General features: G+C 38.2%; 12 protein-coding genes and 3 pseudogenes. 10 read left to right on the top strand and 5 right to left on the bottom strand.

Annotation, left to right across the window (positions count from 1 at the left end; translation table 11 throughout):
• The first annotated feature begins 87 nt into the window (after positions 1-87).
• Positions 88-1,725 carry a sensor histidine kinase gene (locus D0S48_RS08850; RefSeq protein ID WP_225321724.1) on the top strand — a complete coding sequence of 546 codons (1,638 nt, stop codon included), beginning with the start codon at positions 88-90 and terminating at the stop codon, positions 1,723-1,725.
• Positions 1,718-3,016 (top strand): hypothetical protein, encoded by a 1,299-nt coding sequence (locus tag D0S48_RS20605; RefSeq protein ID WP_191963900.1) that lies wholly within the window; start codon positions 1,718-1,720, stop codon positions 3,014-3,016. Before D0S48_RS08850 ends, D0S48_RS20605 begins: the two co-directional genes overlap by 8 nt.
• A 105-nt stretch (positions 3,017-3,121) precedes the next feature.
• Here the strand turns inward: D0S48_RS20605 and D0S48_RS20925 are convergent.
• Positions 3,122-3,462, bottom strand: a pseudogene (locus D0S48_RS20925) (transposase); the annotation flags it as partial.
• Between the two features lie 332 nt (positions 3,463-3,794).
• On the opposite strand from D0S48_RS20925, the pseudogene D0S48_RS08840 reads away from it, so the two are divergent.
• From D0S48_RS08840 to D0S48_RS08820, 5 genes and pseudogenes are all read left to right on the top strand, one after another.
• Positions 3,795-4,320 (top strand): annotated as a pseudogene (locus D0S48_RS08840) (alpha/beta hydrolase family protein); the annotation flags it as partial.
• 297 nt (positions 4,321-4,617) lie between these two features.
• Entirely contained in the window at positions 4,618-5,187 is a 570-nt protein-coding gene (locus tag D0S48_RS08835) for a GNAT family N-acetyltransferase (protein ID WP_151111325.1), read from the top strand.
• 309 nt (positions 5,188-5,496) lie between these two features.
• Complete coding sequence (locus D0S48_RS08830; protein ID WP_142540486.1) at positions 5,497-5,991, top strand: RNA polymerase sigma factor; 495 nt, start codon at positions 5,497-5,499, stop codon at positions 5,989-5,991.
• Positions 5,988-6,536, top strand: a complete 549-nt coding sequence (locus D0S48_RS08825) for a zf-HC2 domain-containing protein (protein WP_144542020.1) — start codon at positions 5,988-5,990, stop codon at positions 6,534-6,536. The genes D0S48_RS08830 and D0S48_RS08825 overlap by 4 nt, the downstream gene beginning before the upstream one ends.
• Before the next feature lie 2 nt (positions 6,537-6,538).
• On the top strand, positions 6,539-7,225 hold the full coding sequence (locus D0S48_RS08820) for a YfjL-like protein (RefSeq protein ID WP_151111323.1): 687 nt from the start codon (positions 6,539-6,541) through the stop codon (positions 7,223-7,225).
• Positions 7,226-7,706: 481 nt separating this feature from the next.
• Here D0S48_RS08820 and D0S48_RS08815 read toward each other — a convergent pair whose 3' ends face one another.
• Complete coding sequence (locus D0S48_RS08815) at positions 7,707-8,063, bottom strand: winged helix-turn-helix transcriptional regulator (protein WP_144542026.1); 357 nt, start codon at positions 8,061-8,063, stop codon at positions 7,707-7,709.
• 162 nt (positions 8,064-8,225) lie between these two features.
• Between D0S48_RS08815 and D0S48_RS08810 the strand changes: the two genes are divergently transcribed.
• The 3 genes from D0S48_RS08810 to D0S48_RS08800 all read left to right on the top strand — a co-directional run bounded on the left by D0S48_RS08810 (position 8,226) and on the right by D0S48_RS08800 (position 10,431).
• Positions 8,226-8,972, top strand: coding sequence for an SDR family NAD(P)-dependent oxidoreductase (locus tag D0S48_RS08810; RefSeq protein WP_036198350.1), 747 nt, complete (start codon positions 8,226-8,228; stop codon positions 8,970-8,972).
• A gap of 99 nt (positions 8,973-9,071) precedes the next feature.
• Positions 9,072-9,404, top strand: coding sequence for a putative quinol monooxygenase (locus D0S48_RS08805; RefSeq protein WP_142540490.1), 333 nt, complete (start codon positions 9,072-9,074; stop codon positions 9,402-9,404).
• Between the two features lie 202 nt (positions 9,405-9,606).
• Positions 9,607-10,431, top strand: a complete 825-nt coding sequence (locus D0S48_RS08800; RefSeq protein WP_151111321.1) for an alpha/beta fold hydrolase — start codon at positions 9,607-9,609, stop codon at positions 10,429-10,431.
• Between the two features lie 349 nt (positions 10,432-10,780).
• Here D0S48_RS08800 and D0S48_RS08795 read toward each other — a convergent pair.
• The 3 genes and pseudogenes from D0S48_RS08795 to D0S48_RS08785 form a co-directional block, all read right to left on the bottom strand.
• Positions 10,781-12,004, bottom strand: a pseudogene (locus tag D0S48_RS08795) (IS110 family transposase).
• 690 nt (positions 12,005-12,694) lie between these two features.
• Positions 12,695-13,717, bottom strand: a complete 1,023-nt coding sequence (locus D0S48_RS08790; protein WP_151111319.1) for a DUF4179 domain-containing protein — start codon at positions 13,715-13,717, stop codon at positions 12,695-12,697.
• Entirely contained in the window at positions 13,714-14,232 is a 519-nt protein-coding gene (locus D0S48_RS08785; protein WP_144541997.1) for an RNA polymerase sigma factor, read from the bottom strand. The genes D0S48_RS08790 and D0S48_RS08785 overlap by 4 nt, the downstream gene beginning before the upstream one ends.
• Between the last annotated feature and the right edge of the window lie 74 nt (positions 14,233-14,306).

The raw sequence follows: 14,306 nt of genomic DNA, 5'->3' as shown, positions 1-14,306 counted from the left end.
CTTTTTGTTGTTACGACTAGTTTGATCTTGATTGTTTTTTCATTTGTAATGATTGCAGAAGGACTTTTTTTCGAGCGGTTTTACCGAATGTCTAAGATCCATACTCTAGAACAGAATATGAGTCACTTCGAGGAACAATATGAACAAGTTGTACCCGATAGTCAGAAAATCTCACGGTTGCTCGGTGCATTTATGAATGAGAATGATACGAGTACTTCACTTTTAAATCAAAGTTTTGAACAGATAATTTTTAATCCTTACTTTTTAGAGCTGCAAACAAACCATAAGACCATCATTGTTCCTCTGCCTACGGATGGAATGGAATATGACTCGCTTCCAAAGGGGATTCAAATCGGCGATCAATTGGTGATAGACGGTATTTTTATGGACGAAGATGATACCGTCATGCAACCTATTACTATTCAGAAGGATCAAACGGAACTCACAATGGGGTTAACACGGGTTCAAGGGAAGATTATTGATCTGATGGTGCCTGAGCATCGCTCTTATAACCCTCTCTATCAGGATACACTAATCGACGAAGCGCTCCAGGAATGGATGCCCAAGTTGGAGCACTATCAATCGCGCTTGCAAGATGGATCGCCTGTTCAGTTGGAATGGGTAGATAATTGGAGTGGTGTTTCATATGCGATTGTGATTCAACCGCTAGCAACGGATGAACCCACTGCTCGTTATTTATTTGTCATGACTTCTCTACAACCAGTTGGGGAAGCAGTCGATATACTTAAGAAATATTTTGTCTATTTTGCTCCTATGATTCTAGTGCTCGTTACAATTCTGTCAATGATTTACTCCAGAATTGTATCCCGTCCTTTAGTTACACTCAACCATGCTGCTGCACGTATGGCTAACTTGGATTTCACGGGAGGTCCCGGACTTAATTCGAAGGATGAATTCGGAGAACTGTCCCGTAATCTGGAAGTGATGTCTCAGAATCTGGATACGGCCTTACAGGAACTGACCAATACGAATGATAAGTTGCAAGCGGAGATGGAAGAAAAACGACGGTCGGAACAACTTCGGAAAGAACTGATTGCCAATATATCACATGAATTAAAAACCCCATTAGGTATTGTGAGAGGATTCGCGGAAGGATTGCAGGATGGAGTAGCGAAAGATAAAAAAGAACGGTATCTGGATCACATTGTAAATGAGACAGATCGGATGAATGCATTAATCATGGATATGCTAGAGCTTTCCAAATTCGAGGCCAAAGCGATTCAATTAAAATGGTCACATTTCTCTATGACAAGACTTGTTCAAAATTTGGCGGATTCGTTCTCTCAACAAATGGAAAACAGAAGCATTCAGTACAAGTTGAATCATCAAGAAGAGCATTACGTCACGGCGGATTCTAGAAGAATCGAACAGGTCATTCTGAATTTAATGAGCAATGCCATACGCCATGCAGTGGAAAACAGCGTCATTACGATTACCATCGACCGGGATTCTTCCGGAAAGATACTTACGGTCATCGAGAACATGGGAATGCCAATTGCTGAGACCGATTTAAGCAGAGTATGGGACCAATTCTACCGAATTGAGCGTTCTCGAGATCGGAAATCTGGAGGAACGGGTCTGGGACTATCTATAGTCAAACACATCCTAGAGCTCCATCATAGTGAGTTTGGTGTGATGAATACGAATAACGGTGTCGCATTTTCTTTTACTTTATATGAAAGCAGAGGAGAACTACATGAATAACAAAAAATACGGCTATATCGTTTCAGTACTATTCGTGCTTCTTATGACGAGTGGTTGTGCCTCGGAAAAAGAACCTGAGGCATCGGATACCATTCATGCGAAGCCATCTGAAACCAATCAAGGCAGTGCTACGAAAGAAGATGCTAAAGTAAATCCTCAGAAGGAAGTACTCATCATTATTGATCAGACGCCGAAACCGACTGAGGGCAATAGTTTCGATTTCGTCGTGAAACAGGTGCCAGAAGGATTCACGCTAGCCGAAATGGAGTGGAATTCCAAGAAACACCGGATTGTCAATACGGTTCTAGAAGCCAAAGTACATGGTGCTAATGGGGAAGACGGATTTTACATTAGTGGAAACGGGCAGTTTTCAGGGTTCATCTATCCAGACACGATGAGAGGGGATGAAGGAGAAGTTGTTTTCCGATTCACCAATTCGAAAGGTGAAGAAGTAACGTGGAAAAAGAACCTGACGTTGATGCTTCTAGAAAAAGAGGATAATGCAGCTGATGGTGTTATTGCTGACGATAAAGAGGTCGTGAAAGAGGAGCCTATGAAGGAAATTCTCGTCATTATTGACCAGACACCAAAACCGATTGAGGGCAACAGTTTCGACTTCGTCGTGAAACAGGTGCCAGAAGGATTTACGCTAGCCGAAATGAAGTGGAATTCCAAGAAACACCGGATTGTCAACACAGTCCAAGCAGCGAGGGAACATGGGGCGAATGGGGAAGACGGCTTTTACATTAGTGGAGACGGGCAGTTTTCAGGGTTCATCTACCCGGATACGATGAAGGGTGAGCAAGGGGAGGTTGTTTTTCTATTTGCCGATAGCAAGGGAAAAGTGATAACGTGGAAGAAGGATGTAACATTGAATTCTTCAGCAACTTCTCAGAAAGAGAGTAAAAAGGAAGTTGTCACTGTGAACCCACAAGAGACACTTGAGGTCTATATGCAGGCTATCGCTAGTCAGGATGCTGAAGCACTTGTCGAATTATACGGAGGGAGCTATCAAGGACTCAGAAATTTATTTTCTGAGACTGACCTTAATGATAAGCATGCACTAGTAAAACAGTATTTGGAGTTAGGACCTAAAGTTTCACTGAAAGAGATTCTGAGTCGGACTGAAGTGAGCAAAGACGTGTATACGTTTGTCGTTGCGTTTAAAAATGAAGACGGCACGCGGTTCGGGGTAAGGGAGTTCGACAAAATCACCAATACTTTTACGTACACAGTTAAAATAGTGAATGGCAAACTGAAAGTGATGGAACTTCCCCCCTACCAAGCTTAAGTTGTGATTCATCAAGAAGAAGTCGAAATGACATCATCCTTTTGATGATATCATTTCGACGTTTTATTTAAGGGTAGCCGTAATCCAACCTAATTTCATCTTCTATTACGCCCAGCTCGCTAACTTTTTCAGGTTTTGGGCAGCAAAAGTTAGCATCGCCTGCCTAGACAATTTTTTAAGACCCCTAAGATTTGTTTATCGCATACCATGCTTTTCTTTGGCATCGGCAACGACTCCTTCAACCGTCTCTTTGTTTTCCCCATATAATTCTTTGATTTCATAATGGTGTCTCTAGTCTTCTGCTGCATCTGGATAGTCTTGTCAGACATGACGTTGAATTAGTTTTTTTTTTATTGCTTCTTACTTTTCGTGCACTGATCAATTACAGGGCAAGATCCACAAATGGATGGTGTCGATGGGTATTGACGATACCCTTCCTTATGTGTGAAAAAACAAGGGATTTCTGAAGAGATCCCTTGTTTTTTCACATATTAGCGCTTATAACAAAACTTGTCGCGCTGCTGTTGAGTGACAATAAAGTTGTTTCATTACAAATAAAGTCGTTTAAGTTACAATAAAGTTGTTTAAAAACTTTAATTATTTGATTCCATTAACAGGCCATTTTGTTTGAAATTTGGGAGTGAAGAAATGAATAACTTTTTTACAGCATTAACCCCGAGCTATGCATGAATTACATTTAGTGGCGAGTAAGGAAGAGGAGTTTTTGTTAAATTAAAGAGTCCTTTTTGAATCCAATTATTGGAGCGACTGATACCTGGGATACGGCCCATGCCTTGACAATGTGTCAGGTCTTGAATGGACCATTAATAACAGATATGCTGAAAAAGGTAATATTTTATTGATGGGGGGGAAGCTATGGTGGCTACATGACCTTATTACTTCACGGTCGCCATGCGGATGATTTCAAAGCTGTAGTCGATATTTTTGGCCCATCTGATTTGTTATCATTTATCAACTCAGTTCCTGAAGAATGGAAGCCGATGATGGACCAATGGGTAGGAAATGACAGAGATAAAGAAAAGCTGATTGAATATTCACCAATTACGTACCTTGAAACCATGACAAAACCAATGCTCGTCATCCAAGGAGTCAATGATCCACGTGTGGTAAAAGCAGGATCAGATCAAATCGTACAAGCTTTAAAAGATAAAGGCCGAGATGTCGAGTACATGCTACCTGAAAACGAGGGACATGGATTCTCTAAAAAAGAAAATGAAATTGCAGTTTACCAAAAGATTCTTTCGTTTTTCACTCAATTCGTTACATCGAAAGTAGAGGAATAACGATTAATCTATACATTTTTTAGTATGGTGATATAAGCTAAAACTGAAATAATGATTGGAATTTAATTAATGAGGCTCGAATAATCTTTATTAAAACCTATATAGCAAATACTTATAAACCCCATATTTTCCAGGAGATACTATGACTGTTTAGCTGAATGGCTAATCTAAACTTAGATATAAAAAGTTATCTAAATATTTAAAAGTTTTAGATTGGTATAACTGTTCGGAATAAATTAATTGTGCTAGGATAATTTAGTGAGTCGAAATAGATTGTTATATGAATTGGAGAGAGTCATGAGTAATTTTAATCTTTTATTAGTTAAGAATAGTCAAATAGAAGGGGAATGTATCTTATTACGACCAGTTTCGTTTAATGATGCTGAAGATATGTTTGAATATACATCTGATGAAGAAACAACGCGTTTTTTATACAGTCCACATAAAGATTTGGAACAAACTCAAAGTATGATTGCAAATTATTTTGTCAAAGAGCCTATCGGTAAATATGCAATTGTCTTAAAAGATAGCAATAAAATGATAGGTGCTATTGAGTTTAGAGTGGATGACTGGAATAAAAGCAGGGATCTTGGTTTTACATTAAATAGAAAGTATTGGGGCAATGGCTATATGACTGAAGCTGGAAAACTGATACTAGAATTAGCCTTCAAAGAATTAGGGTTAGAGCGTGTACATGCAGCACATGGTGTTATTAATGGTGCTTCTGGTAAAGTATTGCTTCGCTTAGGTATGCAACGTGAAGGGACCCTTCGTAAAAGCGAAATAATCAAAGGTGTATTAGCAGATAGCGCGTACTATTCGATTTTAAAAGATGAATATTTGAATGCTGGGAAAAAAGAACAATAATCGCTATTTGTTTTGGCAATTCCATTTACTAATGCATTTTTAGAAATCTACTTGTCAGATGAATTGTAATTTCAATAAGGAAGGTGTCCATTTGGGCACCTTCCTTATTTATTGGATAAGACAATCCAATTAAATATTTTTATTAACGATATTTTAAATAGTATAGGCTGGCAACTAGTCATACTTGAATATACAGCGAAATATTAGAACAATTTTGACATAAGTAATAGATAAATATTTTTCAAAAAAATGTAACGAAACAGATAACCAAGGTATTAATATTAAGAACAGCAAGAGAGAGAGGGCGTTATGAAGAAGCTTGAAGAAGAATACGAAAAAATTCATCCGAAAATCTATACGTTTTTTTATGCTAAGACAGGGAATCAGGCAACAGCTCAAGACCTTTGCCACGATACCTTTTATGAGGCATGTAAAAACATCGCATCATTTAATGGACATTCCACCTTGTCGACTTGGGTGTTCTCGATTGCGAATAATTTATTAAAAAAGTATTACCGAAAAAATAAGTATCAGCAAAGCTTAATGCAAAAACTTGCATCTCTTCCAGATAATGAAACCCATTCACTGGAAGAGATGGCGGAAATTAATGAAGAAACAAAAATACTCTTACATCATATTTCGAAACTGGATGATGCCTCTAGGGAAATCATATTGCTACGCATATACGGAGAACTGAGTTTTGCAGAAATCGGCATTTTGATTGGCAAATCAGAGAATTATACGCGCGTGACATTTCATCGGTTGAAATTAAAGATTCAAAAATTAATGGAGGAGACTTTATGAAAAAAGAATGTGCGGTTGTGCAAGACCTTTTGCCTTTATACGAAGAAGACTTGTTGCAGCTAGAGACAAAACAATTTATCGAGGAACACTTGAAAAGTTGCCAAAAATGCCGCCAAATCGCAGAACAATCACAAATTCCTCTTCCCACGGAAGTAAACGTAAGCGGTGTTTCTAACAAAATGATTCGAAATATAACGTTGAAATTGGCGACCATACAGATTTTCTTTGTATCCATTGCTTTGATATTGGCTATCGGCACGACCATTATGAAAGACAATAGCGGCTTTATCCTGACCTATGCCCTTTTGGGTGCGGTTACGTATCTATTTTACCGATCGGCGCTCGTTGCCATCCTGCTTGCAGGAATACCGAATTTCATATGGAATTGCCTGTCATATATGACAGATTGGTTCGGCGAATTCTATGCTGAAAGTTTTTCGGAAGCTCTTCTAATAGCACTGACGTCCTTAGTTATCCACCTGCTGTTTACTTTTATTGGAATCATTATTGGCTTTTGTATACTTAAAGCAAGAGAGGAAAATTAAATATGATAAAGAAAATAATATACAGTGTGATTGTAATTTTATTAATTGCAGCCGTAGTATTCGCTTACATGCAAATGAGCGGAAATACAATCGACAAGCACAAAGCAAAGGAGAGCCTTGAAAATTTTTTAGAACAAACTTATCCGGACATGGACTACGAGATCAAGCGGTCTGTAGGATATGGATGGTCCGATGGCACTTATGAGTTTAAAGTGGTAAAAAAGGACACGACTGCAGTTGAAAACACTTATACCTTCCATGTCTCCGCTTTCGAACCGTATGAAGTTTTTAGTGATACAATCCATGAATCCAAGATAGACAAAGCGGCATCCGAAAAGCTAAACGCGGAGGCAGAGCAGTATATTCTTACGCTCCTTCAGAAAAAAGTGCCGCAAGTCGATTCAGTTGATACAAATGTGGAAGTATACAACCAAATTGACGAGGAATGGACGCCGCAGTTGAAAACACCAAGGCCGATTCACATTATGCTGGAAATTGAAAAAGGCAATTTAACGAAAGAACAAATGTTGCAACAGAGCCAGGAAATACAGAAGCAATTGAATAGTGAATCCATCAATTATGTTTTAGCAGAAATAGAGTATAAAAGCGTCATGAATGGTGAAGAAATTTATGATTACTACATTACATTTACACCGGAACAAGAATTAACGATAAAAGAGGTTAATTAATACTTTATCAAGATAGATTGTGTATTGAATTGGACATAGTTAAATACTTTTGAAATCTAATTTAATTGCTAAAAAAGCATATATTCCACAATCGGGCGCGATTGTGGAACAATTTAGATAGGAAATGATCAAACTTTTTTATAAAAATTGAACAATACTTCACAAAGAAAGAGCCCATTTTGATTAATCCTTTTTTCAAAATAGGTTCTTCTTATTTATCATAAAATACGGGTTTGTGAGGTATTTTTAATCAAACTTATCAAATTTCTTTCAAATCAACAGTATTATATATCTTGACTACTATCGATAATAAATCAGTGGAGAATAGATGAGACAATTTTTTAATGATAATAAGTGGATTATTCCTATTTCATTATTGATTGTATTACAGTCGAGGCCATCTACTTCGAATTAAAATGGCCAAATCTTAGTACAACAATAAAATACCTTACATATAAGGTGTTAAAAGGTGGTTTCCTCTTTAAGAAGCCTCTTCTGGTTGTGCGATTTCAAATTCACCTTCTGCATACTCTTGCTCCGCATAATGGCTTCCCCATTCACAGAGCTCCTGCAAGATTGGTTTAAGAGATTCTCCAAGTTCAGTGGATGAATATTCAACCTTCGGTGGTACTTGATTATACATCTTTCTGCTCACAAGTCCACTGTCTTCAAGCTCTCTAAGTGTTTGAATCAGCATTTTCTGAGTTATATTTGGGACAATGCGCTTTAATTCACTCGTTCTCTTTGGTCCATTCATTAAAAAGTGTAATACAAGACCTTTCCATTTTCCGCCAATAACTTCCTTTGTCACTTCAAAACCACAACTAAATTTTTTCAAGTCTAAACCTCTCCATTCCACATTTATTACTTTTTAGTTACTATATCACTAAAAAGTGGGTACTTCCGTTAATGTGCTTACTGAAGGATACTATATCTTGTGAGTTGTTCTTCAAGTACTTAAAGGTACTAGACATAAATTAATTTTAAAGGAGTGTTAAATATGGGTAAATTTGAAGGTAAAATAGCGCTTGTAACGGGTGGAACAAGTGGGATTGGTCTTGCTACAGCACAAAAATTTGTAAACGAAGGTGCATATGTTTATATCACGGGACGTAGACAAAACGAACTTGATAAAGCTGTTAACCAAATTGGCAAGAACGTAACCGGTGTTCAAGGTGATATTTCTAAGCTTGAAGACTTAGACAAACTTTATGACATTATAAAGCAGGAAAAAGGTAAGTTGGACATTCTTTTTGCTAATGCAGGCACCGGCAACTTCCTTCCATTAGGTGAAATTACAGAAGAGCAGGTTGATAGAACGTTTGACATTAACGTTAAAGGAACCATCTTTACTGTTCAAAAAGCGTTATCACTATTCCCGGATAAAGTAGGTTCTATTATTGTAACGGGCTCTACTGCTGGGTCAATTGGCAACCCAGCGTTTAGTGTATATGGAGCATCTAAAGCAGCATTAAGAGCACTAGTTCGCAACTGGATTCTTGACCTAAAAGGTACTGAAATCCGTGTAAATGTGGTTAGTCCAGGAGGTATTCTTACACCTGCATATGATGAGCTTTTTGGTGATGCACTTGAAGAGGTACTGGAAAATAGCAGAAATACTGTTCCAGCTGGAAAAGTTGGGACACCTGAAGAAGTAGCAAACGCTGTATCTTTCCTTGCTTCAGACGAAAGCAGTTACTTGACGGGTGTAGAATTGTTCGTAGATGGCGGGCTAGCACAGGTATAATTTCACTGCGCAGAGATTACAAATAGTCCGGAAAAAAGGTTAATGGGGAATGGTGTAACCGAATCGCCGCAAAATATATAATTTATAGGAGGAGTCAATATGACCAATCAACAAGTTCAACTCAATATTCGTTTTAAGGCTAAACCAGGGAAGAAAGAAGAATTCCGCAAGGAGCTATCTTCCCTTATTGAGGAGATGTCATCCGAGAAGGCATTCATTAGCGCCATTGTATCGGACGATCTGGATCAGCCGGATGACTTGATTATTTATGAAACATGGCAAGGCACGAGAGATAGCTGGCTTGCGGAAGAATTTATTAAACCATACCGCAAGAATTACGAAGGAACACTGGGCGATTTAATTGTGGATAGAAGCGTCAGCTGGTTGCAACCTAACCGTGAATGGGGAAGTCATATAACGAATGCATATTAATTTTTATAAATGAGAAATAGCATCTACAGCTGTACAAATGGGCGAAGTCACAATAGCTGTCTTCGACGATACATGCGGCAACATTATTCAGATAATGCAGGAGTAACTTTATTTATGGTAGAAAAAATTATGCAATAAAGTGTTTTTATAAACAATTTAACAACAACTTTATGTTGAGACCTAATAGAAGGAGGAAAGCATCATGGCATTTTTCGAGACAAGTGACGGCGTCAAATTGTATTATCAGCAAAAAGGAGAAGGACAACCGATTGTGCTCGTCCATGGCTGGTCATCGGATCATAAAGCATTCGATCAACCATTTGAAGAATTGAGCAAAAAGTTCAATGTAGTGTCTTTTGATTTGAGGGGACATGGCGCTTCTGATCGCCCGGAGCATGGTTTGACATTGAAGAGATTCGCTTCCGATTTGGAAGAACTAATGGAGCATCTTAACTTGATGAATGTCACATTGGTTGGACACTCGATGGGGGTTTCTACGACATTCGAGTATGTAAAAAACTTCGGTGTATCCAGATTGAAGGCCGTATCGTTGTTCGACATGACACCAAAATTAGTCAATGAAGAGGATTGGAATTTAGGTCTTTATCACGGTAAATATACGCGGGAAGACTCATTGAATGATTTGACAGTGATCAATGATAGCTTGAAGGAATTCGCAAAGCCTTTCTTTAAAGTAACCGTCCCATACTTGACTGGTGAAATGATGGAAGAGCAGCTCAATTTAGTAGTCAACGGCAATACCCCTCATGTATTAGCGGCAATGTGGCATGCGATGGCAGTTGGCGATTATCGTGACGTGTTACCACAAATCACTGTACCAACACAAATTGTGTATGGAGAAAAGAGTACACTTTACTCAAAAGAAACAGCGGAATACATGAAGGAACAGATTCCGAATTCTGAAGTGATTCCGTTTGAAAACTGCACGCACTTATTAGTTGCGGAAGATGTAGTAAAAACAGCAAAAGTAATTGAAGAACTTGCAAGTTCTATGGTGAATTCATAAATAATGAAGGGGCTGTCTAAAAAATCCCTAAAATGAAGAAGGTGGAGAAAAATAAATCGTTTTTCTCCACCTTCTTTTTTGATTTTTCGTTTTATAAGGTAGTTTCTGCACAATAGGCCCACCACTTTCAGCAAGTTATGGGCCATTGCCAGTATGCCAAATTCCGTTTGGACCTTTTCAAGGGTGTTTACTAAATAGCATAGATGTAAGGGTAAACAAAAAGTCTTGTTCAACTCCCATGAAAATTAAAATCTTCGATTTAGAGAAAAAGGCAATACGAAATCTGACGCAGCTCAATTATTTTTAAAAAAAGTGCAGCGCCTAAATAAGAATCAAATTGTGGGTTGGATTAGGAGGCAGTTGGTTCAGTGATTGTAACGTTGTAACCTAAGTTTTCAAGTCGTCGAACAGAATATCGTACAATCGATTGTTCTTTTTGCTTATCAAAATAATCTTCACCTAAGTCTACATACATTTCTTTGCGTGTTAGGAGATAGTAGCTGATTCTTAAAATGGCATGAGCGACTGATATTCCTGCACGCTTTTTACCTTTTCTTGATGCAGTACGCCTATACAGGGCTCCCAAATAGGTTTTAGATCCTCTGACAGAATGAGCTGCTTCAATTAATGCTGATTTTAAGTACTTGTTTCCTTTTCTCATGTTGGTTGATTTCCTTTTACCCGCACTCTCATTATGTCCAGGTACTAATCCTGCCCATGAACATAAGTGCGCCGAACTGGGGAATTGCTTCTCGACATCCGTACCGACTTCGGCTAAGATTTGTTCAGTCATTCGAGTGGCAATACCGGGAATGGAATCCAACCTCCCAATATCTTCTTGGTGGGAGGATAATCTAGTAGCCACCTCTTGATTTAGCAGGTCAATCTGTTCAGTAAGAAATTCTATATGAGTCAGAATGGTTTTTAACATTAGTCGTTACTGTGGATTGATATATCCTCGAAGCGCTAGTTCGAGTTCATCCTTTTTCTTCTTCATTGTTCGACGGGCAAAGCTTGCCAGTTTTTCTGGGTCGTTTTCGCCATCGGCGATCGCACGAAGCATATCAAGGGATGAGACACCCATAATGTCGGAAACAACAGAACCTAGTTTGATATTTGCACCTTCCAATACCTTTTGAATCCGATTATGTTGTCTTGCACGTTCTTCGATAATACTACGGCGGTACCGAACTAACTCACGCAGTTCTCGTTGATTCCGGTCCGGAATGTAACTTGCTTTTAGTAGACCATGACGAAGGAGTTTGGCAATCCATTCTGCATCCTTCACATCGGTCTTGCGACCAGGCACTGCCTTCATATGTTGGGCATTCACGACTAAAAATTCTATACTTTCGGCTTCCAGTAAGTTGACGATGGGCTTCCAAAATACTCCTGTGCTCTCCATTGCTACATGGGTACACTCATGCTCCTTAATCCAGTCTATTAACTGTAGTAGAAATACAGTTTTAGTGGAAAACGTTTGAATCTCCTTTACTTTTGGCGTAATAATACAAGCAGTAATGGAGTCTTTATGGACATCCATTCCACATGCACGATCAATGATTACTTCCATTGTAATCATCCTTTCTACGGCAAATAGTATTGGAGGCTGGTGCAATAACCAGAGTAGGATTAATCTCCCATGAGTGCTTCCCGTAAGGGAGCGACAGTCTGTGATGCACCGTGGTCGTTGGAGTCAGACTAACGGATGGGCTCTATGGCACCATAGTTGATCGACCTTCCTCTCCCAGCCGTAGTATCCTATACCCGTTCTATAAACATTTTCATCCTCTGTGGTGTAGCGCTGATTTTGCGCTACATGGATGGCTAACGGGTGCTTTAGCAAATATAGCTATCATTTTGGTGGTCTATTTTTATGTCTAAACATTAAATTGATCCTAGATAGCATTGTGATATGTTACACTTAAACTACACAGAAGGTTAGTTCAATAAAGGGTCCCGTCAGAAAAATGCGGATTTACAACGGTAAGATTTTTTTCTGACGGAATCGCGTATTTTAACAAGGCTAAGGAATTCGTAAGGGTCTAAGTTCATTGGGACTAATCATGTTCCTAAAATCCAATCGTCAACTAGTATATGAATCAATTCATTCGTTGATTTTCCGATTATAGTTTCCCGTCCTCTTGAAGTTTTCATGATTCACCAATCTTGTAATTAATAATAAAAACAGCAAGTCCCCCATCATTTTAAATGACAGTGGACTACTTATTGTAAAATAATTTTTTTTAAATGCTCCGCACAATTACTCTTTCTTTACTAATTTTAATTCTTCATAGTCCTTCACCTTTAACGTAAGTGATTGCTGTTCATTCCACACGCTGTAAGGGAAAACAACGGTAATAACTGTTTGTTGTTCTTGCTCTAATCGTTCAATATTGGCACCCTTTGCATAGAAGGATTCCCCGTCACCATTTACTAATGCTGTTTCAAAAGTAATATTTTCGTCTTCATTACTGATACCATTGATTTTAAAACTCACTTGCATCGACCCATTTGTTACGATAGCCTGTTGTAATGTTAAACCAGGAACTGAGTTTTCTGCTACATACACTTGTGTAACAACGTTTGTCGATGTTAAATCAAATGCCCATTCACCATCAATGGAAGTAATGCCATCTTCCTTGTTTAAAAAGTGGACGGTTTCAACGACTAATCGAGCACCTTCTAAAGATGGGGCAGTTGTCGTCATTGACTCCGCAAGCAATTCAAGTGTAGCTCTATTATTTTCGATACTTGTCAGATGGAACTGTAAACCACTATAAATTCCTGGTCCTGCAATTTCTTTAGTATCTGATACATGAGCATCAATTTCTTTACCAGCTGCATCAAACAGACGATATTCAAAGTCCAAGTAGTTTAAATTGTTCTGTGAAATATGCTCGGATTCAATCGTTAACTGTGAGCCTAGGCGATAGGCGTCTGCAAAGAAATTATTCAATGTAATGGTAATATTTTTAGATTCCTGTGTTTGCGTAATATATTGTAAATCACCATTTTCAGCAGCTGTCTCTAAGCCAGGATCGCTTATGCCTAAAAAAGCTTGTAGTTTTGCTAATGCTGTATCATTTGTTAGTAAAATAGTTGAACTTAAGGCGATTGCGGCAGCAGCTACTGATATAGGTTTTAGCCATGATTTTTTTGCTTTTTCCTTCGATTGCTGACGAATTTGTTCGTATGATTGGTCAAAAGCTGAGCGAATGGAAGTAGGTAATTCTTGCTCCTGGTTCATATCCTCTTTCATTGACTCATCTACATAACGTTTCATATTAAATTAGCTCCTTCCAAATAATACGTATGTTTTAATTGTTTTTTAGCCCTTGAGATACGTGATTTGATAGTCCCTTCAGATTCATGCAAAAATTCACTAATTTCCTTCGTCGTAAAGCCGTTTACGTAATATAGCGTTAATGCAAGCCGGTGATTATCATCTAAACTATTTAGTGCATCATCTAGCTCCAACGTCAAAAAATCTTGATGCGATAAATTATTGAGTACTGTTTCATCCATTGCAGCTAATGGTTTATTTTTTTTCATAAAGCGGTAGCAATTGTTCAATAAAATTCGACATATCCACGTATTAAAATACTGTCCTTTTTTCAACGTCGCAATTTTCTCAAAGGCAATCATAATTGTTTCTTGCAATAAATCCGCAATGTCCTCATCCTTTAGTCCTAGTCGCTTTGCTGTTCGATACAAAATAAGTTCATATTGCTGAATAAGCTGTATAAACGCTTCGCTATCTCCTTTCTGCGCTTTTTTCACTAAAATGTCATTCTCCATTGTCAGCACCTCTCATTTCCTTACATACCGTTAGAGCATTTGATGGGATGTTTAGTTGCATAAAGATTAATATT

It is taken from the genome of Psychrobacillus sp. AK 1817 (genome assembly GCF_008807035.1).
GTDB lineage: Bacteria > Bacillota > Bacilli > Bacillales_A > Planococcaceae > Psychrobacillus > Psychrobacillus faecigallinarum.
The sequence above is the reverse complement of the archived record's forward strand: the minus strand, read 5'-3'. Positions and strand labels throughout refer to the sequence as shown.